Here is a 26,315-nt window from a genome sequence, read left to right as displayed (position 1 = left end):
GGATTAAAGCATGCAGCAATCAAATAAATACTCGGGTCTAATTTACCCTTTTTAGACTTAATTTCTTAAAATCCATCAACTTCTTTTACTTCACTCTTACCATCTTTTCCTGGGGATCCTGAATATACCTGACCTTCTGGCAATTGCCCCAGCGGACGAGTACCTGTACCTATTCTACTAAAAATACTATATATATCGGAATTGGCATTTCCAACCAATCCCCCTCCCTTTGTGCCAATCTCTAAATAATGATCTTGCTTACTGTTTACTTGTTGTGGGGTTATACCATCACTCAAGTAATTAAACACAACTGTACCTCCATTACCATTTGGATACGTCTTAGTACCATTAAAAGCATCACGTCCGGCTGCGTATACATACAAAGCTCCAAGCTCTTTAAAACGTACAGTCATGGTTATGTTGGAAGCATTATTCTTACCATCTGTTCCGGATATGTATGCACGCTTAGGAATAAAAGCATTTTTAATCTGTAAGTTAACATTCTTCTTACCGAAGAATTCCAGGTAAGAACGATCATGCATAATCAGTGTATCGATGATCACAGTTATACTTGAATCACCTTCTGAAATGCTAACTCGTTTTTTCTTTTTTATTTCCAAATGCGGAATATGTTGAACAGAATCGGTTTGGGCAGCTACAGTTCCTGCCATAAAAGCGCAAAGGAAAAAAACAATTAAATATCTCATGCACATTTAACAAAAGGGAATAAAAAAGGTTTAATTTTTGTTTGAGATTTCTACAAACAGAAATCCCCATTATTTTGTAAATAATGGGGATAAACACTTAACAATTTATGTTAAAATTCTATTTGATTATCTGTAAAACAGTTTTAACCGCATAAATCACTGCAATTACTAATAAAATATCTGCAATGGTATTAAGCCAGAAGGAATTATAGTCAATAAATCTTACAAATACTCCCGTCAAACCAACTACAATAGCGATTACCAGGGATATATAATAATGAGTCTGATTAGCATTATTATCAGTCTTCACATGCACATGAGGCTTTCTTTCTAATTCTGATGAGTTCATAGTATTTGGTTTGAGGCAAAAATACAAAATATTTGAATGATTGAAAATCTAATTATTATTAACCATTGGATAAAGCTGCTGCACCACTTACAATTTCTGTAAGTTCAGTTGTAATTGCTGCTTGTCGGGCCTGATTATATGATAATTTTAGAGCCTTCAATAAATCTCCGGCATTCTCTGTAGCTTTATCCATTGCTGTCATACGAGCTCCATGTTCAGAGGCATGAGAGTCTAATACAGCTTTATAAAGCTGTATTTTAATAGACTTTGGAATTAATTCTTCAGTTATTTTTTCCTTAGATGGCTCAAATATATAATCGATTTCTGTAATAGAATCCTGACTATTATCTTTCTCTGCAGGCTCTATTGGCAACAATTGCTCTGTAGCAATAAATTGTATAGCTGCATTTTTAAATTGATTGTAAACAATCTCAACCCGATCATAATCTCCATCCACAAAGCCTTTCATAATCACATCCGTAATTACGGATGTATTTTCAAAGTTCAGATGTGAGAACAATTCAGTATGATTACCAATCAAACTATAATTCTGTCTAAAAAAATAATCGTGACCTCGCTTACCTATTGCTAAAATACTAACATTTCCTTTGGAATGTTGAGTAGCGTACTTTTGAGAAATAAGCAAGTTAGTTGCTTTAATTACATTTGCATTAAAAGCACCGGCTAATCCTCTATTAGAAGTAATAACTACCAATAATACTTTCTCCGGACTGCGTGCTTCCAAATATGGGGATGCATTTTCTTCCATACTCGCTGAAAGATTTGATAATATATCTTTTAGCTTACTAGCATAAGGTCGTAAGTCCACGATAGCATTGGTAGCACGTTTCAACTTAGCGGCCGACACCATTTTCATAGCATTGGTGATCTGCTGAGTTGATGATACCGATGTAATTCGATTTCTTACTTCTTTTAAATTAGCCATTTTTGTATTGAATAAAAGCTTTTATCTTTTAATATTTAGATGCTAATTCCTTAGCAACCTTATCTAGAACGTTGGTCAATTCATCATTAAACTTACCAGCTTTCAGGTCCTTTAATACTTCAGGGTAACGAATTTCAAGCTGTTGAAGATATTCTTTTTCAAATTCTCTAACTTTATTAACCGGTACTGATCTAAACAACCCTTTTACTCCTGCATATACAATTGCTACTTGTTTCTCAACAGAAACAGGAGAGAATTGCGCTTGTTTAAGGATTTCAACGTTACGAATCCCTTTATCTAATACCGCTCTGGTTGCAGTATCCAAATCAGAACCAAATTTAGAGAAGGCCTCCAGTTCACGGTATTGAGCTTGATCAAGCTTAAGCGTTCCTGCTACCTTTTTCATTGATTTAATTTGAGCATTACCCCCTACACGAGATACTGAAATACCTACGTTAATAGCTGGACGAACACCTGCGTTAAATAAATTTGATTCTAAAAATATCTGACCATCAGTAATGGAAATCACGTTTGTCGGGATATAAGCTGATACGTCTCCTGCCTGAGTTTCGATAATCGGAAGTGCTGTTAAAGAGCCCCCTCCTTTTACAATCTCTCTCATAGATTCAGGAAGATCATTCATCGTTTTTGCAATTGCATCATCTGATGTAATTTTCGCTGCACGTTCTAATAAACGACTGTGAAGATAGAACACATCTCCTGGATAAGCTTCACGACCTGGTGGACGACGAAGTAATAAAGAAACTTCACGATAAGCAACAGCTTGTTTAGATAAATCATCATAAACGATCAATGCAGGACGTCCTGAATCTCTAAAGAACTCACCGATTGCAGCTCCAGCCATTGGTGCATAAAACTGCATAGGTGCAGGTTCAGCAGCAGAAGCAACAACAACAACAGTATAAGGTAAAGCACCATTTTCTTCTAATGTACGAACGATATTAGCTACAGTAGAGTTTTTCTGTCCGATAGCAACGTAAATACAAAAAACAGGCTCACCAGCTTCGTAAAACTCTCTTTGATTAATAATTGTATCAATACAAACAGCGGTTTTTCCAGTTTGACGATCACCAATAACCAATTCCCGTTGTCCTCTACCTACTGGAATCATAGCATCAATTGCTTTAACTCCTGTTTGCAAAGGTTCTGTTACCGGTTCGCGGAATATAACCCCTGGAGCTTTACGCTCAATAGGCATCTCATATGTTTTACCGGTTATAGGTCCTTTACCATCAACAGGTTGGCCTAATGTATTTACGACCCGACCCAACATACCTTCACCAACTTCAATTGAAGCAATTCTATTTGTACGTTTGATAGTATCACCCTCTTTAATTTCATCAGAAGCACCTAACAACACAACCCCAACATTATCCTCTTCTAAATTTAACACGATACCTTTAAGTCCGTTCTCAAATTCAACAAGCTCACCCGATTGAACTTTTGTTAATCCGTAAATACGGGCGATACCATCACCTATTTGTAATACGGTACCAACCTCTTCTAGTTCGGCCTCTGATTTGAAGTTTGACAATTGCTCTCTGAGGATTGCAGATACTTCATCTGGTCTTACATTTACCATAACTTTATTTTGATGTATATTTTTAAACTCTTTTTAGCTTAATGCTATCTGTTTATACTATTATTTTAAAAAATGCTGCTCCAACCTATTCAATTTACCGGCAATACTAGCATCAATCTGTCTGTCTCCAACTGTTAAGATAAAACCACCGATTAGTTCAGGATCTATTTCATTTGAAAGAATAACCTGACTTCCGTATTCTTCTTTAACTAAAGAAATAATCTGTTCTTGCTGTTCTGAAGAAAAAGGTGATGCAGAGAGTACAGAGGCTTCTACAATGCCTTTCTCCTGATTAAACTCAACGATGAATTCTTTTGCTGTAGCAAACAATACTCCAGCTCTTCCTTTTTCTATTAATAATTTGAAAAATGAAATCAATACGGGATGTGCACTTTTTCCAAAAATATTACTAAGTATACTTTCCTTTTTATCCAATTTAATGATTGGATTTTTAAGAACAGCCTGAAGTTGTGAATTCGATTTTATAACTTCAATTACTTGAAGCATATCAGCATATATTGCATCTAAGGCATTTTGCTCACGAGCTAAATCAATAAGCGACTTAGCATATCTTGAAGCTACTCTAAATTCCGACATAGGGCTTAATTTAACTTAATGTCTTTCAATAACTCATTAACCAATTGCTCCTGGTTGCTCTGCTCTTGAAAGTTCTTATGCAGAACCTTGCGCGCAATATCCAATGCTAATGTAGATACTTCGTTCTTAACTTCTGCCAGTGCCAACACTTTTTGGTGTTCTATTTCCTGGCGCGCCTTTTCAATCATTTTCGCGCCTTCTGTTTCAGCAGCAGCTTTTGCACTAGACACAATTTGATCTTTTAGCTGTTTTGCTTCTTTCAAAATTGTGTCACGCTCAGCACGCGCCTGAATCAATAAGTGCTCATTCTCATTTGTCAAACGAGCCATCTCTTCTTTTGCCTTTTCAGCAGAATCTAAAGCTGCTTCAATTGAACGCTCGCGTTCACTGATTGACTTCATTACAGGTTTCCATGCAAATTTTGTTAGAACAAACAACAAAATCACAAAGCCGATAGTCTGCCAAAATATTAAGCCAATCGCTGGGGTAACTAATTCCATTATCTTTAAATTAAATCTTTATTATTACTAAATATAAAAAAGACCTGTTGATGGCAATCCCATCAACAAGTGCTTTATTTCTTAGTTACCTAAGAAGGCAACAACTACTGCGAATAATGCAACAGCCTCAATTAGGGCAGCAGCAATAAGCATTGCAGTTTGAATTTTTGAAGCAGCTTCGGGCTGGCGGGCAATGCTTTCCATTGCAGAACCACCAATTTTACCGATACCAATTCCGGCGCCGATTGCGGCTAATCCGGCTCCAATTGCAGCTAATGTTCCAGTCATTTTAATTTAATTTATATATTTAGTTTAACAATAATGTTCAAAAATTAATGATGCTCTTCAATGGCCATTCCAATGAACAGAGCAGAAAGTATCGTAAAGATAAAAGCTTGAATAAATGCTACCAGCAATTCTATTAAGCTTATAAACAGAACGAATAAAATTGAAGCAGGAGCAACAGCTACTGACTCAAAGACAAATATTAGCGATATAAGAGCAAGAACTAAAATATGTCCGGCGGTAATATTCGCAAATAAACGAATCATCAAAGCAATAGGCTTTGTAAAAACTCCTATTATCTCAACAGGAATCATTAAAGGATATAACCACCAAGGTACATTAGGTCTAAAAATATGTCCCCAATAAGCTTTATTACCACTAAATAGAGTAATTAATAAAGTAATTGATGCCAATACCATTGTTACTGCAATGTTTCCTGTAACATTAGCTCCTCCTGGAAAGAATGGCACCAAACCAAACATATTATTAAACCAGATAAAGAAAAATACAGTCAATAAATAAGGCATATAACGTTCATACTTATAACCTAAATTAGGTTTAGCAATATCGTCGCGAACAAAAATAATGATTGGCTCAATAAGAGATTGCAAACCCTTAGGAGCTTTGCCTTCACGTTTTTTATAAGAATTTGCAACACTTATGAATATAAAACATAAAGCAGCAATTGAGAGTAGAATGGTAAACACATTTTTAGTGATTGAAAAATCCCAGGGCTTTGCATTTGAAACCACATGTTCACCTTTTTCATTAGTAGTCATGCTTAAGAAAGAACCATGTTCAGCTTCTTCCGAGGCATAATAGATCTTATTATGGTATCTAACAAAACGTTGACCATTCTTTTCAACTACTACTACTCCATCATGATCTAATTGAAAATTCTTAGCAGAGAATGTCACTAACCCTTGGTCTGTCAATAAAATAATTGGGAAATAAATACCTTTCCAATTTTCACCCTCGCCAAAGAAATGAAATTCATGAGCATCGGCAATATGATGCAGAATAAAATTATTGATATCAAGCCCATTTTCTTTCTCTAATTCTTGAAGAGATTCACTTTCAACAGAGCTTGTCGATGCTATGTCATTTTGTGCACTAGAAGTAGAAAAAGTGAAAAGAAGCGCGAAAAACGCAATAATATTAGCACCCCTTGAATTAAAAATATGGCTGAATTCCATCTATTCCGTGTTTTTTACATTTTATTTTGGTCGCGCAAGTTACGCAACAAACAGATAACTTCAAAGAGAGTAAATAAGAAATATATATAAAAAAAGTTTCCAGCTAAAACCTTTTGATTTTCAGTAGTTTTAAGAAATAACAGCAATATCATCGCTAAGCTAAATATCATCTTTACTGTTAACCCTCCTAACACACTTAAAACAGAATTTTGCCCCCCTTTTTTTATACCTAAATACGAAATAATATAAACGATAATAGTAAGAAAAAAAAGAAAAAAGGCAATGAACAGAAACTGTTTACTTAGGAAAGAAATAGAAAAGAAATATTCAACGCCGTAAGGAAGAATAACTATCAAGCCTGCAAAAGCTGAGAATAGAAGAAGGAATTTTAAAATGCTCATCTATGGTTTTAAAATTATTGCTTTTTAACAGACTTTATAACCGAATATAAGCTTACACAAACTCCCAGCAAACTCAATATAGCCGTAAAGACAGGCTTTTGATTATCCATATTCTGATCTATCTTGTATCCAATAAATGTGAAAACTCCAATAATAGCAATCATTTGAAACCCTAAGCCTGAATAATAAGCATATTTGCTTAAGTTATTCTCATCTTCTTTCTGGTTTGAGCTTCTTTTAAAAAATGCCATATATACTCCCCCTTAGTCTAATTCCTTCCCTTTTTTACTAACAAGGCAAATATAGAGGTTAATTGGGAACTATAATTTATGAAAGTGCTATTTCCAGATAAGTTTCAAAGAAAAATAAAAGACCGTATCTTTGTCACGAGAATCAGGCGATTAAATTAGGCACGAAAATCGCTATAAGATTAAGAACGAAATAAAACGCTAATATTTAAATGCAGCGACAAACAAAAAAAAATCAATTAACGACCGAAGACATTAATAGATATACCCGTAATTTCTGGAAAATTCTAGTTGGACTTCTAGTATTCGGTTTTCTATTTATACTTTCTGTTAGGTTAGGGCTATTCGGCCCTTTACCTTCTTTCGAAGACCTTGAAAACCCGAAGAACAACTTAGCTAGTGAAGTAATTTCAGCAGATGGAAAGGTACTGGGAACTTATTTTTCGCAAAACAGATCCAATGTTACTTATGAAGAACTATCACCGGATTTAATTAATGCTCTTATCTCAACAGAAGATATCCGGTTCTATTCTCATTCGGGTATTGACTTCAAAAGAACCTTTTCCATTATTCTATACAATTTGGTAGGGAAAAAACAAGGTGCAAGTACAATTACTCAACAGTTAGCTTTAAATCTTTTCTCAGAAGGAAGATCACGAAATACAGCAAAAAGAATTATCCAGAAATTCCAAGAATGGATTACAGCTGTTCGACTGGAAAGGAACTACACAAAAGAGGAAATCATTACCATGTACTTTAACACGGTTGATTTTGGTGCTTATAACACTTATGGCATAAAATCGGCTGCAAAGACTTATTTCGGTACTACTCCGGCGGAACTTACCGCAGAACAAGCAGCCGTTTTAGTAGGTATGTTAAAAGGTACCTGGCTTTATTCTCCAATAAGCAATCCGAAAAACGCATTTAACAGAAGGAACACAGTTCTTGAAAACATGCGAAGAGCGGGTTTCCTAAACAGAGAACAAGCAGAAGCGATAAAGCAAAAACCTCTAGTCTTATCCTTTAACCCTGTTAGTTACGGAGAAGGTCTAGCCCCTTATTTCCGTGCAACTCTAAAAGAAGAATTAAAAAAGATATTTGCAGACAACTCACGAACAAAAGCAGATGGCACAGCCTATGACCTAGATAGAGACGGACTTAAAATATATACAACCATCGACTCTAGAATGCAGAGATATGCAGAAGAAGCTCAACGTGAATGGCTTCAGAAGCTACAAGATCAGTTCAATAGAGAAAATAAAAACAGAGATCCATTTAAGAATTATCAAATCCTGCTTGATCAGGGCATCAAACAATCAAGCCGCTATAGATGGCTTCAACAAGATGGACTATCCGAGGATGAAATCCAAAAGAACTTTACAGAGCCTACCAAACTATCCGTTTTTAGTTGGAGAGGAGTGATTGATACTGTTATGACTCCGTTAGATTCTATTCGCTATCACAAGTTAATTCTTCGTAATTCAGTAATGTCTATGGAACCTAAAACAGGATTCGTCAGAGCCTGGGTTGGAGGGATTGATTTCGAACACTTTAAATACGATCAGGTTAAAGTAGGAACTCGTCAGGTTGGATCTACGGCCAAACCTTTCACATATGCTGTAGCAATTGACAATGGATATTCCCCTTGCTACCAGGTACCCAATCAGCCGATATCTATCGGAGACTGGACGCCTAGAGGTACATCTATAGGCAGCCCTATTACTTTACGAGCAGCACTTGCAAATTCACAAAACTTTGCAACAGTAGATATAATGCAGCAAGTTGGACCCGTTCCTGTTGCTAACCTCATAAAAAACATGGGAATAACAAGTCCGGACCTAAAACCCTTACCTTCTATCAGTCTAGGATCTTTTGATGCATCCTTATATGATATGGTAGGTGCCTATTCTGCGTTTGTAAATCATGGTGTATGGACAGAACCAACTTATGTTTTAAGAGTAGAAGATCGAAATGGAGCTGTTATTTATGAGCATAACCCAAAAATATCAGTTGTTTTAAACGAACAAACTGCTTATGTAATGGTGGATATGTTAAAAAGCGTTGTAGATGCCGGAAGCGGTAATCGCTTACGATGGATGTTCAATTTTAAAAACCCAATGGGCGGAAAAACAGGAACAACCAATAACAATTCAGATGCATGGTTTATAGGAATAACGCCTGATCTTGTAACTGGCGTATGGACAGGTGCAGAAAACAGAGCAATTAGTTTTAGTTCTACTGCTATTGGCCAAGGTGCAAATGCAGCCTTACCAGTATATGGATTATATTTACAGAAAGTATATGCAGACAAGACACTTAAATATACACAAGGAGATTTCGAGCTACCAAAAGGTGGTTTACAAGTCACGTTAGACTGCAGCCAATATTATAACCAGTATTATCAAGGAGAACAAGAACAGGAAACAATCGAAGATCGTTTAGGATTCTAATAATATATATCTTTTAATTGAAAAAGGGCAGTAATTTATAATTACTGCCCTTTTTCAATTTTATAATAGCTTATTAATTACCATTTCTAAAAACAACTTCTAAGCTTTCAAAAATTGCTCGTTTAGCTTTTTCTAAATCAGTCTTTGTATGTGCATTTGATACAAAACCTACTTCATACCCTGAAGGGCCAAAATATATTCCCCGATTCAATAGCTCGCGGTGCATTACCTTGTATTTCTCCATACTTTGAGGATCAATCTCTGAAGCAGCGCGAATATGTTCTTTATCAGTAAATGCTATCCAGAAAATCGAGCCTGCCGAAAATATCTTCACTTTATAGTTCTTTGCAGAAACGTAACGCTGCAATGCTTCTACAAATGCTAATGCTTTACTATTTAATGATTTATAAACTCCGCTTTTAAGTACGCTCAATTGAGCAATACCGGCAGCCATAGCTATCGGATTACCTGACAAGGTTCCAGCTTGGTAAACATTACCATCCGGAGAAATACGACTCATAATTTCATTAGAGGCACCATAAGCACCTACTGGCATGCCTCCGCCTATAATTTTACCATAGGTAATAATATCAGGCTGCACATCGTAGTAAGCAGCAGCCCCCTCAAATCCTAATCTAAAGCCTGTAATAACCTCATCAAAAATTAACAAGGCATTATTTTGCTGTGTAATCTCCCGTAAGAAATGAACATATTCTTTTTCCTGAATCAGTAAACCATTATTAGCTGGAATACCTTCAATAATTACAGCCGCTACCTGATCTTTAAATTGAGAAAAAGCTTCCTCAACGGCTTTCCTATCATTCAATGGAATAACAATCGTTTCTTCAGCGAAGCTTTTTGGAACTCCTGCTGAAGAGGTTTCACCAAATGTAACTAAACCTGAGCCAGCTTTTACCAACAAAGAGTCTGAATGGCCATGATAACAGCCTTCAAACTTGATAATCTTGTCTTTATTTGTATAACCTCGCGCTAATCGAATAGCAGACATTACTGCTTCTGTACCCGAACTAACGAATCTTATTTTCTCTATAAAACGGTTGTTCTTTAAGATTAACTCTGCCAGCTCATTTTCTAAAGCAGTAGGAGCTCCGAAACTTAAACCATTCTGCAATGCTGCGGTAACACTTTCACGTACCTTCTCATTATTATGCCCTAAAATAAGCGGCCCCCAAGAGCAACAGAAATCAATAAACTCATTTCCATCTGCATCCCAGATTAAACAACCATCACCCTTTTCAATAAATAAAGGAACCCCATGAACAGATTTAAAGGCTCTTACCGGAGAGTTTACTCCTCCTGGAAAATACTGCTTCGCCTTTTCGTATAACTGAGTCGATTTCTCTCTAGAAATATCAGGTTTTGACTGGCCAGAAAAAGACTCCTGATCTGTTGAAGAAAATATCTTTTTTAAAGAATCAATCATTATCACTATTGCTTTATTTAATTAAATCCAACTCTTTTCTACTAAATCCCGAGCATGGTAGGTAATAATTATATCTGCACCGGCTCTTGCAAATGCATACATATTTTCAACAACTATTTGCTGCTCATTAATCCAGCCAGCACGCGCTCCTGCTTTTACCATAGAATACTCTCCAGACACATTATAACAAGCTAAAGGCAAATTAGAATGTGCTTTAACCTCTTTAATTAGATCCAGATAAGCCAATGCAGGTTTAACCATTAATATATCAGCACCTTCTTGCTCATCTAATAAAGCTTCCTTGATAGATTCACGAGAATTCCTGAAATCCATCTGATAAGCTTTTCTATCACCATTTGATGGGGACGAATCAGCAGCCTCACGAAAAGGCCCATAATAAGCAGATGCAAATTTCACACTATAGCTCATGATTCCTGTATTTACGAAACCATTTGCATCTAACTTCTGACGAATTCCAGCTATCCTGCCATCCATCATATCAGAAGGCGCCACCATATCAGCCCCTGCCTCTGCATGAGACAATGCCATTTTTGATAAAACTTCTACCGTTTCATCATTCTGAACATATCCATCCTTTAAAATCCCACAATGTCCGTGAGTTGTATAAGCACAAGCACAAACATCCGTTATTATATATAAATCGTCTGAAAACTCTTTCTTTAGTGCTTCTATAGCCTTTACGACAACAGAATTATTATGGTAACAAGAAGAAGCATCCTCTGTTTTATCTTCTCCTACACCAAATAACAAAACTTTATTAATACCTGATTTTAAAGAAAGCTCCGTATCTTTTATAAGCGCATCAACAGAGAAATGATGAATTCCTGGCATTGCATCAATTTCATGTTTAACATCTTTACCAGGTACTACAAAATAAGGATAAACAAGCATATCTTTCGATAAGCGCGTTTCTGCCACCATACTGCGTACAATGGCATTCTTTCGTAATCGACGTGGTCTTACTATCATTATATTATCTATTTATATATCCTGATGTTTAGGGAATAAATCTACAAACCTAACGCAAATACAGCTTCAGAAAGTCCAAGTTCGTCCGGCGAATAAGGTAACGTATAGGAAACTCCGTACTCATCCAATTTGCGACCAGTAGAATAGCCTATACTAATAACTTTTTGCTCTGGGTCAATTAGATTATTTGCGAAATATGCATCTACATTACTAGGGCTTGTAAAAATTAAAACTTCTGCATTTGATTTAGACACGTTATCCACCAAAACAGTTTCATAAACGGGTAAATCAATTATATTAATATCTTCAGACATTTGATTCTGAATAGTTTGCAAAGAACCCTTCGCTCTCGGAAATAATACCGTTGCCTTTGGATTTTCTTCAGCAAAAACCTTTCCTATCTCTTCTGTATCAATACCTTCATCTTGCCCTGTATAAGAAGCAGCATAGCCATATTGTCTTAACATATCTTCAGAGCCTCTTCCAACTACTGCAAACTTGGTTTTCTTACTTAAGCGTGGTTCTAGTTTAAAGAAATGCTCAATTCCATTTTTACTGCTAAAGAATATCCAATCTACATGTTTCAATATAAACGGATCAAGCTTATTAATGGTAGGATAAATTTTGATTAAAGATTCTCCTTCTAATTTAATAGAATGCTTTTCTAAAGCACGATATAGATAACTACTCTCTGTAATATCCCGACTTATAAAAACAGTCTGAGGGAATGAATGTTTATTATTATAAAGGGCTACTATTCTTTCAGCTAATCCTTCTGTCTTTTCTGCAGAAACAAAAATACGGTCCGGGAAATCATCTCCTGATTCAGCTTTCGATGTCCATACTTCATACTGTTCTTCTTCATAACGACAATAACAGCCCAAAGGCATATGGCAGCCGCCTTCAAAAAGATTTAGAACCATACGCTCAACAGCTATTGTTTTAGCAACTTCTTCATTATTTATACCTTGTAAGATCTGTTTCAATTCATCATTACCATCACGAATCTGAACGGCTAAAACTCCTTGAGCAGGAGCAGGTATAATTTCTGTAGGGTTAATCTCTACAACATGAAACTCACTGATATCAATATTAATGCGTTCAACTCCTGCTTTCGCAATCATAATAGCATCGTACTGTTCATCACGAAGCTTCTGTATACGTGTATTAATATTCCCTCTTAAATCTTCAATCTCTAAATCTGGTCTTAATGATAATAATTGAGCCTTCCGACGATTAGATGAAGTACCAACAATTGCATTATGTTTAACACCAAGTTTCTTTTTAAAGTCAACACAGTCTTTTAAAATAAGAAGTAGTTCAGATGGATCTTCGCGCTCAGAAACTGCAGCGATAATTAAACCCGGAGGGTTTATTGTAGGTAAATCTTTATGTGAATGAACAGCAATATCAATGGTGCCGGCCAAAAGTTCCTCTTCTAATTCTTTTGTAAAGAAACCTTTTCCCTCTAGCTTATCCAAACGTAAATGTTGGATATTATCTCCTTGCGTTTTTATGATTTTAAGCTCAGCTTCAAAACCTGACTTTTCCAGGCAGCCTTTAATATAATTGGCTTGCCAAAGTGCTAACTCACTACCTCGAGTTCCAATAATAAGCTTCCTATTCACAATAATTCTTTCTTATATAAATGGATCCAAAATGGATAAATCACTGTAACCCGCTGTTTTTTACTAAAATCTCTTTTGCCATAACCATAGGAACACTAATATATTTTTTCTCCATATAGTTCATCACTTTTTCTAAAACAGCGCGCGAATCTTCGTCCATAGAACTTACCTCCTGTGCAAACACTGTATTAAGCGCAAAAGATTTTATTTCCTTTACTTTTTGAGGTACTTCCCGCATTGCAATTTCAACCTTACGTTGTTTTAGAAGAGGAATAAATTCCTCAATATTTTCTTCTATTATACGTTCAGCATGAACAAGCTCCTCATATCGATCTTGAATATTTCTATTCGCAATTGCCTGCAAGCTACTCACTTCAATATAATTAATAGAATTATTTTTTATAACCTCCTCAGCAGTATCATTCGGGATTGCCAAATCAACAATCGTTTTCTTAGATTTATCTCCATTTAACAACTTCTGATACAAGTCGTTATCTATTAATGGAGAAGTTGAACCAGTACAAGTAATTAGCACATCAAAACCTCCCTTATAATTCTCGAGTTCTGATAAAGGATAGGCTTTACCGTTCAATTCTTTTGCTAAACTCTCAGCTTTCTCTAATGTCCGGTTAAAAACCACGAAATTAGAATCTTTATGTTTTTGAATATATTTTGCTATGTTTTGATTAGTCTCTCCTGCTCCAATAATCAAAAAACGCGGGCTAGTACCTAGACCCGAGTCACGTAAACTACGATAAGCCAATGAAACTACCGAAACAGGCTTTCGGGAAATATCAGTTTGAGTATATACCTCCTTAGCTGTTTTCACTAAGCTACTCATCAACATGCGCATAAAATCACCAGTAAAACCGGCACAACGACAACGTTCATAAGCTTTACGCACTTGGGAAAGAATTTCTTTTTCACCAACCACCAAACTTTCAAGAGAGCATGATATACGGAAAAGATGATTTATAGCTTCTCTTCCATCATAGGTATTAACCTGATTCAAAATAGAAAGGCGTTGGCTTTCTGATGCAACAAGCCCTAATGAATCAATAAATTTGTTCTTAAATTCATCATTAAGATCCTGCTCTCCATAGAAAACAAACTCTACACGATTACATGTTCCGATATAAAATATTTCTGAAGTGTTGAATATAGCTTTCAATTGCAATAACCTAGACTCCAACTCCTCATCACAAATTACCAAATTACCCAAGTCCTTTAGGTCCACATTTTTATGTGTAAATGCAATTACTTTAAGATTTTTCAAGATTATAGGATCGTGCTTAACTGATCACAAAAGTACAAAATAAGGTAGCTGTGCATTGTCAAGACTTTGTAAAACAGAAATATTTAGAATGCTTATAAATAGTATCACAGCTTAAACGTCCTCAATATCAACCCATTTGCCATCTTCACGGATGATTTCTATCAATTCATCCAACGCATTTTTTGTATCAACATTTTTCTTTACAACCTGTTTTCCACGGTAAAGAGTGATTTTTCCAGGGCCTGCACCCACATATCCATAATCAGCATCAGCCATTTCTCCAGGCCCATTTACAATACAACCCATAATACCAATCTTCAATCCTTTCAGATGATTGGTCCTGGTTCTTATAAGTTGAGTTGTTTCTTGTAAGTCAAATAACGTTCTGCCACAACTTGGACAAGAAATATATTCCGTTTTGGAAATCCGGGAACGAGTTGCTTGTAAAATCCCAAACGAAGTAGAAACAATCCTATCAAGATCACTTGCTTCAGAATCTATCCATATCCCATCTCCCAGGCCTGAAGTCAACAAACCTCCTAAGTCCGTTCCGGCATATAATTGAAGCTTCGCTACAGGCTCTTCAACACTCATTAAATCGCCTAAGGGCCCCTTAAACTCAGAAGGATTATAAGTCCTTTTAATCACTACAGGTATATCAATTCCTAATTCTATAAGCTTACAGAAAAACTGTCTTTGATCTGCCATTCCATGCTCTGAATTCGTCTCTAAGATAAAAACCAAGGTTTTATCGATCTGTAATGAACCAAAAGCTTCTCCAGCTATATCATCATTATTAATGACAATAAAATTAATAGCAGGATCATGATTAGATGTCGACACATATTCTTCAAGACTAAACAAAGGATGAATATTCGTCTTATCCTTCAGTCCAACCCATGTATTATAATTATATACTTGTTTTAAATTAGCCGGCATCGTAAATGAAGGCAAAGAATCAGCCAGATACACAAAATCTACAGACTGATCTCCCATATGATATTTATCAAGCAATATATCATACCTATAACCAACGCTCATCAATGTATAAGGATCCCTTAAATTCTGTCTCGAAATATCTACCAGCACTCTTGGAACCATACTTCCGCCAATAAAATTATTAACTTCTTTAGTCTCACGCTTAAAGTATGTTGCATAAGGAAGCACAACACCTTCATTTTCTGAATAAGCCTCAGCAGGCATACTGCTTTCAGCACGTTTCACATAACGATTAACCAGAGCCATCGCAACCGGAGCCTCAAATTCTGGTTCTTCAGTTAATGAAACCCGCACGGTATCACCTAATCCATCTTCTAATAAAGTGCCAATTCCAACCGCAGACTTTATACGACCATCTTCTCCATCACCTGCCTCAGTAACTCCCAAATGCAGTGGATAATTCATCCCCTCTTCAGTCATCTTTTCTACCAATAAGCGATAGGCTTGTATCATTACCTGAGGATTGCTGGATTTCATTGAAATAACCAAATTATAATATTTCAGATCCTCACACATCCGGATAAATTCCATTGCTGATTCAACCATGCCCTTAGGCGTATCACCATATTGGCTCATTATTCTATCCGATAAAGACCCATGGTTGGTTCCAATTCGCATAGCAGTACCATATTCCTTGCAAATCTTCACAAGCGGTGCAAACTTCTTATAGATTCGCTCTAACTCATTCTGATATTCTAATTCTGTATAAGTTAGTTCATTAAACTTCTTCTTATCTGCATAGTTACCTGGATTAATACGCACCTTTTCAACAATCCTTGCAGCAGCCTCTGCTGCATTTGGCGTAAAATGAATATCTGCAATCAAAGGGACATTATAACTCCTTAATCGTAGCTGCTTCTTAATTTCTGCTAAATTATTGGCTTCCTTAATACTCGGAGCCGTTATTCGCACGTAATCACATCCTGCATCCACCATACGAATTGTTTGCTCAACAGAGCCCAACGTATCCATAGTGTCTACTGTAGTCATACTTTGAATACGAATCGGATTATTCGCGCCCATTGGCACATCACCAATAGTAACTTCGCGAGTTAAATACCGGGAATAATGCGACAACGAATTGCAATAACCTCCAGGAAGTAATTTACCTACATCTGTATTCATAATCATTTTTGTTATACAAAGTTATGAAAATACACGATAGGCTGCCAATTAAAAGAATTGATAAAAAGAATCAGATGCTTTTTCTTAACTTACAGAAAAAAGAATTTGAACTTCCTATCGCATTATTACTTCGTTCAATCTATCAATAACCCCTATTACACTTTAGGGGCCATACTTCCTGACCTATTCAGGAACCATCATTACGACTGGAAATTTCGCCCCGAAAAAGAAAATTTACTTTTTAAAGATAATTCAGATCTACAACTTCTTTTCGAAGGATGGAAGCACCATGTTCAGGTAGATGCAATTTTTCATAACTCTGCCCCTTTCAAGATACATACTTCACAATTACGAGAAGATTTAGCAACAGCATTTACCCAGTTGCCAAAAAGGCCTTTTTTTTTGGCCCATGTAGCTTATGAACTAATTTTAGATTGCCTACTAATTCGTAATAAGAATGTAGACACTGATCTTTTTTATAAAAACCTGGATTCGTGTGATCCAAAGATACTGGATATCTTTATGAACAGGCTTGGCATAACTGAAACCAAAGGCTTTCATAGGTTTCTAATTAACTTTATTGAAAGTCGCTATTTAGAAACCTATGATAAACCTATAAGCATAGTGCATGCACTTGACCGTATCGGCCGGAGGGTATGGATAGAACAGTTTCGAAAGAAAGAAACTGAACAAGCATTAATCATTTTAGAAAAAGCAATCAACGATCTCAACCCCGAATTCTTAACTGTTTTTAAACTGGTTGAAAAAGAGATTAAAATAAGCTATAATCAATAACTTAACTCTTATCGTTTATTATGTTTGGTCGTCAGTAATTGCATTTGGCGCATTCTCTTTTACAGATTTAATGCCATTATCTCTTCCACTGGCACTTTCATACATTTCACTTGTTCCAATAATTTGTCCATTAGTAGCTTTCAAGTTAAAATACGATTTTCCATTTGATGAATTCTTACGTTCAAAACGGGCATCATCCTGCGCATTCTTCTTCACTGATGCAATCCCATTTTCACAACTAGTCTTTGCGGTATAGCCTTCGCTACTCAAAATTGTCTGCCCATTATTGGCTTTCAGGTTAAACTGGTACTCCCCGTTTTTTCTTGTTGTAATTACAAATTTTCCCATAATTTCTTTTTTATCGTAAGTTAAAAATTATTTCTTGAAAATTATATTCCTTTCTTGATGCTTTATCGATATTATTTACCATTTACCTTAAGTAATTTTCCAGCTATATCCTCCCATCTATAAAGATGAAAAGTCTTATCATCACTCATTGCAACAAAAAGTCCATGCTTAAAATCATCATTGAGTGGAACAGAAACTATATCAGAACCATCACTCTGATTCGTAGAGACTTTAACAGAAGTAACCAATGTATGATTATGTGAACGACCTTCACCTTCACGCTTATAAACCTTAAATTGATTAGCACTTTGATCCGAAACCAGGATATAGCCTGTGCTATCAGAAGTTTTATAGATACTAATACCCTCATTATCTTCTACATAACCCTCAGTTGCAAATAATGCAAGTTCTTCATTTCCTTTATCCGGGTCTGCATAATATTTATGTACTCCAAATTGTTCATCAGAATAATAAATATAACCAAGTTCATTGTCTACAGCAATAGACTCAATTTCCTTTTTACCACTATATTCTCCAAATTTTCTAACCAATGTAGCCTTTACTTTACCCATACCATCATCGCTAAGCAAATACTGCCATAGATACGTTCCGTCAGTAGGGCCAGTTTTTCTACCAACAATTGCATATATATTCCCTTTTGGATCTGTGTATAAAGCTATTCCCATTAAATCCCGGTACTCAGTTTCGGTCTCGCCTTCAAAAACAGGAAGTCCACCATTATCAATAGCTTGCATGTCTGGCAGCGAAAAAACTCTTAGTTTATGTGTAAAACGCTCGGTAGCTACAGCAATATCAACTGTTCTATCACCTAGCTTTAGTCCATATGCAACATCCACATTATTTGGTCTTTTCAGACCTTTAACCATCTTGTCTTTTATAATCTTTCCTTGTAAATCATAAACATATAACCCGCCATTTTCGTCTTTATCTGTCCCAATAATTAAAGACTGTGCAGGATCAGAAGGATTTATCCATATAGCAGGATCATCCGTATCATACTCTACCGGTTCAGTAACATATAAAGGCTTAACAACATCTCCAGTTGCATTATCCGGTGCTGTTTTATTTGTACATGATGTAATTGATAGTATAATGATCAAAGAAGCAAGTAGCTGGTTCAATATTAATCTCATGATGAATAGTTATTTACGTTATTAATTATTACAGATCTAATTTTATCCCCACAGTATATCTGGGTCTATAATACTCGGCTTGCATAGTCCGGGTAGAAACCCCTTGATAATATCTCAATGGCTGATTTGTTAAATTATTTGCTTCTGCAAATATTCTCAATGTGGGCGTCACTTTATAAGAAGCATTCGCATCTAAAAACAACTGTTTATCGTAGTAAGCATCACTAAAATCAGATTCTCCTAACTGATCCAAATACGCTGCTGTATAATTCAATGACAGACGAGCCAGGAACTTCTTGTTTTCCCAAGACAATGAGCCATTCAACATATGCGGACTAGTTCCAGGCAAAGTTATATCCTCTCTAAAATCACCGTCTTCATTTGATATGCCTTTAGCAGAAGATTTTGTATAAGTATAATTTGCATAGACTCCAAAGCCACTTAAAAATTTGCCTGGAAGGAAATCCAATTGACGTTGAGCAGCCACCTCAAATCCATAAACATCTACGCTCTCACCATTTCTTGCCTGAGTCAATTTCCAATTTGCATCAGCTGGTATTGGGTTATTGATATCTGGGAAGTCTTGAGAAAATTTCGCTTGCGTATACGACTGGTCAAAATAAGTGTAAATAAAATCATTCAATCGTTTATAGAATACTCCACCTGATAGAATACCAACAGATTTAAAGTACTTCTCTACCATAAGATCAAGGTTATAAGCAGATGTAGCTTTTAAATCCGGATTTCCAGCAGAGATTTCCTCATCTTCAGGAAGGGTAGCAACAAAAGGGCTCAATGCATAATAATTAGGTCGGGCAAGTGCGGTAGTCGCAGCCAAACGGAATATTAAATTCTCTTCAGGAACATATTTAAAGGTTATACTTGGCAATACATTTACATAATCATTTTTTACATTCCGGGTACCTGTTAACTCCTCTTCATCCTGCACCAGGTTACCCGTATAATTTATACTGGTAAATTCTACACGAGCACCTGCGATCATTGAGAATCGCTCGTTAAAGTCTTGGTCCCAGCGCAAGTATCCTGCATATATTTTTTCATCTGCAGAATAGTTTACTGTTAAATATTCATCTGGAACTGCTTCTTCTTCAAACAAAGACGGATTCTTTAAATCAAGATTTCCTAAAAAGCTAGGACTAGCAAACAAACCTGGTACCATATGAGATCCCGGCTGAAAGTTTTTTCCATCCCAGAACACATTATCCACTTGTCCTAATGTACCGAAGTCTCCAACTGGCGAATACTCATTGAACATGTTATTGCGATCTTTTGTTTTTATTCGCAATCTAGCACCAAAACGCAATCTTCCTTTCTGACCATCAATTACAGATAAAGGAACTCTAAAGTTGAATTTAGCCCCAAACTCTGTTTCTTCTGTAAAGTCATTATTTTCTGATATTTCATTTAACTCTATCTCTCCGGCATCCAAATCCCTGGTAGTATACAATGGAAACTCTGAATTATTATTAAAATCCAATGCTACTCCTTTTTCACGAAATGACATATAACGTTCATTCGGACGATCTTCACTAGCTGTTGAATAACTAACAGACCAATCCAAATCTAAGTTAGAAGCAATTAAATGTTCTCCTCGAAGCGAATAATTCTGCATACGCTGATCTTCCAAACGACGCATATCATTTCTACTATTATCTATTCCACCTTTCGTTTCCCTATTTACCCTTCCTTCATAACCGATAATCTTATCACTTGCATCCAAAATGGGCTCAATATCATCAATCCTGGCCCTAAACCTATTTTCCCAATCGTCACGCCAGTTATACATCGCACTAGCATATAAGCTATTATTGTCATCAATCTTATAATCAAAAGCTCCGGAGATACTTCTTCTTACACGTTTAACATCATACTTACGAATATCATAAGATTCAATAAAAACATTTCCATCATCTTCCTTCCATTCTGCTTCTATATTATCTGATCCATAATCGTTATTATTATATGAACCACTCAGAATAACCCCTAAAGCGTTATTTGCAAATCTATTTCCATAAACAAACGCTCCAGAATAAAGAGGTTGCTCACGAATCGGATTATAACCAGAAGCCAGAGTAGCAGAGATACGTTGGCCATTTGGGGCTGCTTTAGTTAATAAATTTACAGACCCTCCAATTGCATCTGCATCCATATCAGGTGTTAATGTTTTATTAACCTCTATTGATGCAATCATATCAGAAGGAATTAAATCCATCTGCACCTTTCTATTATCGCCCTCTGCGGATGGTATACGGTCTCCATTCAAAGTAACGGAGTTCAGTTCTGAAGCCAGACCACGAATAATTATATTTCTTGCTTCCCCCTGATCATTTTGCATGGTTACACCAGGAACACGTTTTAAAGCATCACCAATATTAGCATCAGGGAATCTTCCTACCTGATCAGAAGAAATTATATTAGAAATATTAGGATTGCTTTTCTGTTGGTTCAGCGCACGAGCTTGTCCGCGTAAAAGATCGCCCATTACAACAACCTCTCGCATCTCTAAGCTCCCATCCTCAAGAACTAACTCAATCGAAGTGTTAGATCCAGCCGAAACCTCAACCGTTCTTTTCAAAGAATTATATCCGATATAATCAATAGAAACCTCATAATTACCAGCTGGTACATTCAGAAACTCGAATGATCCATTTTGATTAGAAACCGTGTACCTATTAGTTGGAAGCAACTTAATTGTCGCCCCGGGCAAGGAAATATCCTTAGAATCCTTCACTTTACCTGATACGACACCCGTTTGGGCCATAACAGTTGAAGAGAAACATATTGCTAAAAAAAGAGTAAAAAACTTGTGCATATCTATTATTTAAATTTTGCACAAGGATACAGTACGTATATTAACTGTAGATTAACATGTAGTTATATCTTTTCTCTTATAATTTCATCTTTCGGCTAACCTTCATATCACTTAAAATTTTCTTTATTAGAGAAATCTGCCCAAGGTGATAATGCGTATGTTCTATAATTCCAAGTATATTTCTATAATAATTGCCATATTTAGGGTCTACAAAATCTTCAATTAATTTTGCTTCTTCTAATTGCTCAATTTGCAAAGCAAATAATTCAGCTTCATTCATAGCTTTAATTACTAATCCTTGCCACTCACTAGAGGAAGTTATAGGAGCGAGATCAAAGCTTAACTTATCGCTCGCATTTAATGGCCCTCCTTGTAATACTTTTAAAACAGAACTCACATAATAGTTGCTATGGAAAACCAAGGCTGCAATAGTATTTAAACCATGAACTTCTGTTATCGCCTCTTCCCAACTTATATCAGCTAGTGTGTCTTTAAGATTGACTGCCGTCCAATTACCTCCAAAATAAACATCTCTAAAATGTTTGGCTATTTGTTCAATTATACTCATTATACTAAAATCTCCTTAGGGATATTACTAACAATTTTTTACTAATATTTGGTAGTTTAAGAAACACTGAAACTATCATTATCTTTATTCTCTATCCAATTATATTCAATTTGCTTAATTTTATCAATGAGTAAAACGTTATCAACTTCTTTTCGTGTACCTAAGCCTCCAGGGATTAAAAAGATTTCCACCCTTTTGTCAGCCCTTTCAAGCTTTTCTGTCAAAATTGAGACATTGTGACTATTCTTAATCAGTCCTCCATACAGCGAATAAAAAGTTATTGTATAGAAATCTTTAAGTCGTCCTAAAATTTCTACAGGCCCAAAAACATCCAAGGTTTCAAAATCTTCAAAAAGCAAAACTCCTACATTCATAAATCTCTTTTTACATTTCTTGCAATTCGAAATCCAAGATCATCAATTTTAAAAGTTGGGTGGCTACGTCTTCGATTAGTTGCCATACAACCTCTTTCTTCATCACACCAACCACCTCCCCTAAAAATACGATATGAACCATATACTTCTGTATCATATAAGTCCGAGCACCATTCCCAAACGTTGCCCAACATATCATATAATCCCCATAAATTTGGCTCCTTCATTCCAACATCATGAGTTACTTTTCCTGAATTACTTTTATACCAGGCAATCAAATCCAAATTACCGTATCTAACTCCTGTAGTTCTTGCTTTACAAGCATATTCCCATTCTGCTTCTGTTGGTAATCGAAAACCATTAGAGTTTAAATCGGATTTCACATATTTACTATCCTTATCAAGAATATAATAGGGTTTTAATTTTAACTTCCTTGATAATAAATTACAAAATACTACCGCATCTTTCCAGCTAACTGTTTCAACAGGTTGTCTATTTCCTTTAAAAGTACTTGGAGACTCTCCTGTCACTTCAAAATATAAATCCTGTGTCACTGGAAATTTTGATAGTAAAAAACTATCCAGTACAACAGTCCATTTCTGCTTTATTCTGTCATCTTTTAATTCAATCTCTCCACTTGGTATTTCTACCATTTGGTCATCTATTATTGGGATATGTGATGTTCTAGTTGTGTCTTGAGTCATTTTTAGGTTACAAATTTTCAACCATGATTAATCTCTTTAGATCCGTTGCGCTATTGTTAATAACTCGCTCGTTGTTTTCCAGTTTCTTGTTGTAGCAATAACCTTAAGTTTTGTCTCTAAAAAATTATTTGATAGTTTCGTCCTTCCATATCCATTCGGACAATATAAATAAACAACATTGTCCGCATAGTCGATATCCTCCCCATCTTGCTTTTTTTCTTCGATATCTTTTTGATTATAGCTCAGGGGTTTGGAACCTAAAAAGGTTGCATGCAAAAAGGCAACATCCTTGCTTGAGTCTTTCAAAAATGGATTGTTATCGACTATCTCTTTCAGCCTATCAATCGTTAACACAATTACCGACACAACGAATCCAAAATCTTTCTCAATTTGTTCAGAAATAATTTTCTCTAATTCATTAATCTCAGAATCTTCCGCTGTAAAAACCATATTTCCACTCTGCTTATAAGTCGTTACATTCTGAAATCCTAGACTTTCATATGACCTATGTAAGGCGTCCATTTTAACAAGATTATGGCCACTTACGTTAATTCCTCGCAATATTGAAATATATACCTGCATTATGATAAATTTTCCAGCTTATAATATATACTACCAAACTATGATACTTTTTCAAACTTAGGCGATATACCATTGATCGAATTTCTCAAATTAGAATAAATTCAAATTCACTTACCTCCAAAGCATCAGACATCACAAATCTCTACTCCTTGTTTCAAAGATGCCAGTATATCTTTCCGTTTCGGAATAAATTCCTGGGCAATATAGCCTTTGAAACCGGTATCCAAGATCGCTTTCATGATTGCAGGGTAATACAGTTCCTGTGTAGTATCAATCTCGTTTCTTCCGGGTACACCACCTGTATGATAGTGAGAAAAATAGGTGTGATACTTTTTTATGGTGTCAATTACATTCCCCTCCATAATTTGCATATGATAGATATCATACAGCAATTTAAAGCGCTCTGATCCAACTCCATCACAGACAGAAACACCCCACTTGGTGTGATCACAATGGTAGTCGGCATGGTCAACTTTACTGTTTAATAATTCCATTACCATGGTCACTTTATATTTTTCCGCTATTGGCATCAATCGTTTGATTCCTGCCACACAGTTTCGGATTCCCTGCTCGTCGTCCAATCCATTTCGATTACCGGAAAAACAAATGATTTGACTAAAGCCCGCTTCGGCAACTTTGGGAATGATATCTTCATAACTTTTCACCAGTTCATCATGGTATTGAGTATGGTTAAAACCTTGCCCGATACCTTTTCCTGCCCCTTCTGCCAAGGCCACCGTTAACCCGTGTTTTTTAACAGTCGCCCAATCTTTAGGTCCAACCAGATCAATTCCTGTAATGCCCATTTCTTTCGCAGACTTACAAAGCTCATCCATAGATAAAGAATTGTAGCACCACCGGCATACTGAATGATTAATGTTCCCTTTCAAGGAATTGTCCCCTGTGAGCTGAGCACTTGATACCTTTGCCAGAAGCTCATTTCCTACCAACAAGGTGAAAGAAGTTGCGGCTACTTTTTTGACCATTTCACGTCTGGAAGATGGTTTGTTGAAAATTTCCATTGTTCGTATATTTAGATTTAGGTTAATCTTTTCTTTTGCAACTAGAGCAGCGAGCATTAGTTCTGTTTTACCTGTACCTATCAGCTTACTACAATCGCGATTCGTTTTCGCAACAAAATAATAACTTTCTAACACTTGATGAAAGCTTTATGTATATAGCTTTCATTGACACATAGATTTTAAAAGTTAAAAAATATTTTGTTACTCAAAATAGTTAATAAGTAACAATAATAACGAAAAAAATAATAATGAAAACTGTAGTAAAACATATCAATGTTTCGCCATCCAGAAAAACATAAAATAGCTATCTTTATGATTCACAAAATTATTGCTAATTTTATATATGCGCATTACGCAATACGAATATAGAGGCGGTTTAGAGAAATCTGTTTTGCTAATTGTGTTGTTATACGTCACCCTAAATGACATCTTGTGCATAAACATTTATAAATTGCCGACAAGAATACTTAATTATTCCAATGTATCATTAATATAATGTTTGACATTTTCCGAAAATATTTAGAAGATAAAATTACTTTAACCAACGAGGACTATAAGTTGATTGAATCGGTTTCGTCATTTAAAAAATTACGAAAAAGACAATATCTTTTACAGGCAGGAGATATTTCCCGCTTTCATGCCTTTGTATGCAAAGGTTTTCTGCGATATTATTATGTGGACGAAAAGGGTCAGGAACACATTTTGCAGTTTGCTCCCGAAAATTATTGGACCGGCGACTCCGAAAGTATGAACTCAGGCCTGCCTTCAAAATATGATATTGATGCCATCGAAGAAAGTGAAATCTTATTGTTGAAGAAAGAAGATTTTGAAATGATCCGCAAGACTGTTCCGGCTTTCAATGACTTTGTAAATGAAACACTTAGAAAAAATGCTGTGGTTTTGCAGGAGCGTATCCATGTTAACATATCTCTATCTGCTGAAGAAAAATACAGCAACTTTATTTCAAAATATCTTTCCATCAGCAATCGTGTGCCGCTACACATGATTGCATCTTACCTCGGCGTATCTGCTGAAACTTTAAGCAGGATAAGGAGCCAATCCGCAAAAAAATAATTGGACTTTAATGATTGCTCTTGACAAATGTCAAGGCTTTTTTCCTTCAAATGTCATTGGAGAAGGTTGCTTCATGCCTATATCTTTGAATCATTAAATAATCAAAAAAACTATAGA

25 protein-coding genes are annotated in these 26,315 nt (G+C 35.8%); 3 read left to right on the top strand and 22 right to left on the bottom strand.

Annotated elements, in window-relative coordinates; all coding sequences use genetic code 11:
- Positions 1-65: 65 nt before the first annotated feature.
- The 9 genes from C8N28_RS09930 to C8N28_RS09890 form a co-directional block, all read right to left on the bottom strand.
- Positions 66-707 (bottom strand): hypothetical protein, encoded by a 642-nt coding sequence (locus tag C8N28_RS09930; protein ID WP_132224373.1) that lies wholly within the window; start codon positions 705-707, stop codon positions 66-68.
- A 118-nt stretch (positions 708-825) separates the two neighbouring features.
- A complete protein-coding gene (locus C8N28_RS09925) occupies positions 826-1,056 on the bottom strand; it encodes a hypothetical protein (protein WP_132224371.1) in 231 nt (76 codons plus the stop codon).
- 58 nt (positions 1,057-1,114) lie between these two features.
- Positions 1,115-2,002, bottom strand: a complete 888-nt coding sequence (atpG, locus tag C8N28_RS09920; RefSeq protein WP_132224369.1) for an ATP synthase F1 subunit gamma — start codon at positions 2,000-2,002, stop codon at positions 1,115-1,117.
- Between the two features lie 28 nt (positions 2,003-2,030).
- Entirely contained in the window at positions 2,031-3,605 is a 1,575-nt protein-coding gene (gene atpA / locus C8N28_RS09915) for a F0F1 ATP synthase subunit alpha (protein WP_132224367.1), read from the bottom strand.
- Positions 3,606-3,665: 60 nt separating this feature from the next.
- A complete protein-coding gene (gene atpH / locus C8N28_RS09910) occupies positions 3,666-4,202 on the bottom strand; it encodes an ATP synthase F1 subunit delta (RefSeq protein WP_132224365.1) in 537 nt (178 codons plus the stop codon).
- A 5-nt stretch (positions 4,203-4,207) separates the two neighbouring features.
- Positions 4,208-4,702 carry a F0F1 ATP synthase subunit B gene (gene atpF, locus C8N28_RS09905; RefSeq protein WP_132224363.1) on the bottom strand — a complete coding sequence of 165 codons (495 nt, stop codon included), beginning with the start codon at positions 4,700-4,702 and terminating at the stop codon, positions 4,208-4,210.
- A gap of 81 nt (positions 4,703-4,783) precedes the next feature.
- Positions 4,784-4,990, bottom strand: coding sequence for an ATP synthase F0 subunit C (gene atpE, locus C8N28_RS09900; protein ID WP_132224361.1), 207 nt, complete (start codon positions 4,988-4,990; stop codon positions 4,784-4,786).
- A gap of 44 nt (positions 4,991-5,034) precedes the next feature.
- A complete protein-coding gene (atpB, locus tag C8N28_RS09895) occupies positions 5,035-6,183 on the bottom strand; it encodes a F0F1 ATP synthase subunit A (protein ID WP_132224359.1) in 1,149 nt (382 codons plus the stop codon).
- Between the two features lie 415 nt (positions 6,184-6,598).
- The gene (locus C8N28_RS09890) at positions 6,599-6,835 is read right to left on the bottom strand and encodes an AtpZ/AtpI family protein (protein ID WP_132224357.1); all 237 of its coding nucleotides are present in this window, start codon (positions 6,833-6,835) and stop codon (positions 6,599-6,601) included.
- Positions 6,836-7,044: 209 nt separating this feature from the next.
- Between C8N28_RS09890 and C8N28_RS09885 the strand changes: the two genes are divergently transcribed.
- Positions 7,045-9,282 carry a penicillin-binding protein 1A gene (locus C8N28_RS09885; protein ID WP_132224355.1) on the top strand — a complete coding sequence of 746 codons (2,238 nt, stop codon included), beginning with the start codon at positions 7,045-7,047 and terminating at the stop codon, positions 9,280-9,282.
- Between the two features lie 73 nt (positions 9,283-9,355).
- Here the strand turns inward: C8N28_RS09885 and hemL are convergent, their stop codons facing one another.
- The 5 genes from hemL to ispG all read right to left on the bottom strand — a co-directional run bounded on the left by hemL (position 9,356) and on the right by ispG (position 16,744).
- A complete protein-coding gene (gene hemL / locus C8N28_RS09880) occupies positions 9,356-10,726 on the bottom strand; it encodes a glutamate-1-semialdehyde 2,1-aminomutase (protein WP_132224353.1) in 1,371 nt (456 codons plus the stop codon).
- 21 nt (positions 10,727-10,747) lie between these two features.
- On the bottom strand, positions 10,748-11,716 hold the full coding sequence (gene hemB / locus C8N28_RS09875) for a porphobilinogen synthase (RefSeq protein ID WP_132224351.1): 969 nt from the start codon (positions 11,714-11,716) through the stop codon (positions 10,748-10,750).
- Positions 11,717-11,757: 41 nt separating this feature from the next.
- On the bottom strand, positions 11,758-13,344 hold the full coding sequence (hemC, locus tag C8N28_RS09870; protein ID WP_132224349.1) for a hydroxymethylbilane synthase: 1,587 nt from the start codon (positions 13,342-13,344) through the stop codon (positions 11,758-11,760).
- Positions 13,345-13,384: 40 nt separating this feature from the next.
- A complete protein-coding gene (gene hemA, locus C8N28_RS09865; protein WP_132224347.1) occupies positions 13,385-14,620 on the bottom strand; it encodes a glutamyl-tRNA reductase in 1,236 nt (411 codons plus the stop codon).
- 111 nt (positions 14,621-14,731) lie between these two features.
- A complete protein-coding gene (gene ispG / locus C8N28_RS09860; RefSeq protein ID WP_132224345.1) occupies positions 14,732-16,744 on the bottom strand; it encodes a (E)-4-hydroxy-3-methylbut-2-enyl-diphosphate synthase in 2,013 nt (670 codons plus the stop codon).
- Positions 16,745-16,849: 105 nt separating this feature from the next.
- Here ispG and C8N28_RS09855 point away from each other — a divergent pair, with 105 nt between their 5' ends.
- Entirely contained in the window at positions 16,850-17,539 is a 690-nt protein-coding gene (locus tag C8N28_RS09855) for a hypothetical protein (protein WP_132224343.1), read from the top strand.
- Between the two features lie 18 nt (positions 17,540-17,557).
- Here the strand turns inward: C8N28_RS09855 and C8N28_RS09850 are convergent, their stop codons facing one another.
- The 8 genes from C8N28_RS09850 to C8N28_RS09815 all read right to left on the bottom strand — a co-directional run bounded on the left by C8N28_RS09850 (position 17,558) and on the right by C8N28_RS09815 (position 25,181).
- The gene (locus C8N28_RS09850; RefSeq protein ID WP_132224341.1) at positions 17,558-17,887 is read right to left on the bottom strand and encodes a YegP family protein; all 330 of its coding nucleotides are present in this window, start codon (positions 17,885-17,887) and stop codon (positions 17,558-17,560) included.
- Positions 17,888-17,958: 71 nt separating this feature from the next.
- A complete protein-coding gene (locus C8N28_RS09845; protein WP_132224339.1) occupies positions 17,959-19,041 on the bottom strand; it encodes a phytase in 1,083 nt (360 codons plus the stop codon).
- A gap of 28 nt (positions 19,042-19,069) precedes the next feature.
- Positions 19,070-21,874, bottom strand: a complete 2,805-nt coding sequence (locus tag C8N28_RS09840) for a TonB-dependent receptor (RefSeq protein WP_132224337.1) — start codon at positions 21,872-21,874, stop codon at positions 19,070-19,072.
- A gap of 76 nt (positions 21,875-21,950) precedes the next feature.
- Positions 21,951-22,442 (bottom strand): DUF1572 domain-containing protein, encoded by a 492-nt coding sequence (locus C8N28_RS09835; protein ID WP_132224335.1) that lies wholly within the window; start codon positions 22,440-22,442, stop codon positions 21,951-21,953.
- 56 nt (positions 22,443-22,498) lie between these two features.
- Positions 22,499-22,816 (bottom strand): type 1 glutamine amidotransferase family protein, encoded by a 318-nt coding sequence (locus tag C8N28_RS09830; protein ID WP_132224333.1) that lies wholly within the window; start codon positions 22,814-22,816, stop codon positions 22,499-22,501.
- A complete protein-coding gene (locus C8N28_RS09825) occupies positions 22,813-23,520 on the bottom strand; it encodes a formylglycine-generating enzyme family protein (RefSeq protein ID WP_221410216.1) in 708 nt (235 codons plus the stop codon). The genes C8N28_RS09830 and C8N28_RS09825 overlap by 4 nt, the downstream gene beginning before the upstream one ends.
- A gap of 36 nt (positions 23,521-23,556) precedes the next feature.
- Positions 23,557-24,102, bottom strand: coding sequence for a DUF1697 domain-containing protein (locus C8N28_RS09820; protein WP_132224331.1), 546 nt, complete (start codon positions 24,100-24,102; stop codon positions 23,557-23,559).
- 125 nt (positions 24,103-24,227) lie between these two features.
- Positions 24,228-25,181: a hydroxypyruvate isomerase family protein gene (locus tag C8N28_RS09815; RefSeq protein WP_246012787.1), complete on the bottom strand. Its 954-nt coding sequence runs from the start codon at positions 25,179-25,181 to the stop codon at positions 24,228-24,230.
- A gap of 438 nt (positions 25,182-25,619) precedes the next feature.
- Here C8N28_RS09815 and C8N28_RS09810 point away from each other — a divergent pair, with 438 nt between their 5' ends.
- A complete protein-coding gene (locus C8N28_RS09810) occupies positions 25,620-26,198 on the top strand; it encodes a Crp/Fnr family transcriptional regulator (protein WP_132224329.1) in 579 nt (192 codons plus the stop codon).
- The last annotated feature ends 117 nt before the right edge of the window (positions 26,199-26,315 follow it).

It is taken from the genome of Albibacterium bauzanense (assembly GCF_004339765.1).
GTDB lineage: Bacteria > Bacteroidota > Bacteroidia > Sphingobacteriales > Sphingobacteriaceae > Albibacterium > Albibacterium bauzanense.
Note: the sequence above shows the minus strand (reverse complement) of the source record. Positions and strands in the feature narration are given on the sequence as shown.

What these genes read in the sequence shown, in the direction of transcription:
- C8N28_RS09930 (WP_132224373.1), bottom strand. Translation starts at nt 707, where the DNA reads ATGAGATATTTAATTGTTTTTTTCCTTTGCGCTTTTATGGCAGGAACT.
- C8N28_RS09925 (WP_132224371.1), bottom strand. Translation starts at nt 1,056, where the DNA reads ATGAACTCATCAGAATTAGAAAGAAAGCCTCATGTGCATGTGAAGACT.
- atpG (WP_132224369.1), bottom strand. Translation starts at nt 2,002, where the DNA reads ATGGCTAATTTAAAAGAAGTAAGAAATCGAATTACATCGGTATCATCA.
- atpA (WP_132224367.1), bottom strand. Translation starts at nt 3,605, where the DNA reads ATGGTAAATGTAAGACCAGATGAAGTATCTGCAATCCTCAGAGAGCAA.
- atpH (WP_132224365.1), bottom strand. Translation starts at nt 4,202, where the DNA reads ATGTCGGAATTTAGAGTAGCTTCAAGATATGCTAAGTCGCTTATTGAT.
- atpF (WP_132224363.1), bottom strand. Translation starts at nt 4,702, where the DNA reads ATGGAATTAGTTACCCCAGCGATTGGCTTAATATTTTGGCAGACTATC.
- atpE (WP_132224361.1), bottom strand. Translation starts at nt 4,990, where the DNA reads ATGACTGGAACATTAGCTGCAATTGGAGCCGGATTAGCCGCAATCGGC.
- atpB (WP_132224359.1), bottom strand. Translation starts at nt 6,183, where the DNA reads ATGGAATTCAGCCATATTTTTAATTCAAGGGGTGCTAATATTATTGCG.
- C8N28_RS09890 (WP_132224357.1), bottom strand. Translation starts at nt 6,835, where the DNA reads ATGGCATTTTTTAAAAGAAGCTCAAACCAGAAAGAAGATGAGAATAAC.
- C8N28_RS09885 (WP_132224355.1), top strand. Translation starts at nt 7,045, where the DNA reads ATGCAGCGACAAACAAAAAAAAATCAATTAACGACCGAAGACATTAAT.
- hemL (WP_132224353.1), bottom strand. Translation starts at nt 10,726, where the DNA reads ATGATTGATTCTTTAAAAAAGATATTTTCTTCAACAGATCAGGAGTCT.
- hemB (WP_132224351.1), bottom strand. Translation starts at nt 11,716, where the DNA reads ATGATAGTAAGACCACGTCGATTACGAAAGAATGCCATTGTACGCAGT.
- ispG (WP_132224345.1), bottom strand. Translation starts at nt 16,744, where the DNA reads ATGAATACAGATGTAGGTAAATTACTTCCTGGAGGTTATTGCAATTCG.
- C8N28_RS09850 (WP_132224341.1), bottom strand. Translation starts at nt 17,887, where the DNA reads ATGGGAAAATTTGTAATTACAACAAGAAAAAACGGGGAGTACCAGTTT.
- C8N28_RS09845 (WP_132224339.1), bottom strand. Translation starts at nt 19,041, where the DNA reads ATGAGATTAATATTGAACCAGCTACTTGCTTCTTTGATCATTATACTA.
- C8N28_RS09840 (WP_132224337.1), bottom strand. Translation starts at nt 21,874, where the DNA reads ATGCACAAGTTTTTTACTCTTTTTTTAGCAATATGTTTCTCTTCAACT.
- C8N28_RS09835 (WP_132224335.1), bottom strand. Translation starts at nt 22,442, where the DNA reads ATGAGTATAATTGAACAAATAGCCAAACATTTTAGAGATGTTTATTTT.
- C8N28_RS09830 (WP_132224333.1), bottom strand. Translation starts at nt 22,816, where the DNA reads ATGAATGTAGGAGTTTTGCTTTTTGAAGATTTTGAAACCTTGGATGTT.
- C8N28_RS09825 (WP_221410216.1), bottom strand. Translation starts at nt 23,520, where the DNA reads ATGACTCAAGACACAACTAGAACATCACATATCCCAATAATAGATGAC.
- C8N28_RS09820 (WP_132224331.1), bottom strand. Translation starts at nt 24,102, where the DNA reads ATGCAGGTATATATTTCAATATTGCGAGGAATTAACGTAAGTGGCCAT.
- C8N28_RS09815 (WP_246012787.1), bottom strand. Translation starts at nt 25,181, where the DNA reads ATGCTCGCTGCTCTAGTTGCAAAAGAAAAGATTAACCTAAATCTAAAT.
- C8N28_RS09810 (WP_132224329.1), top strand. Translation starts at nt 25,620, where the DNA reads ATGTTTGACATTTTCCGAAAATATTTAGAAGATAAAATTACTTTAACC.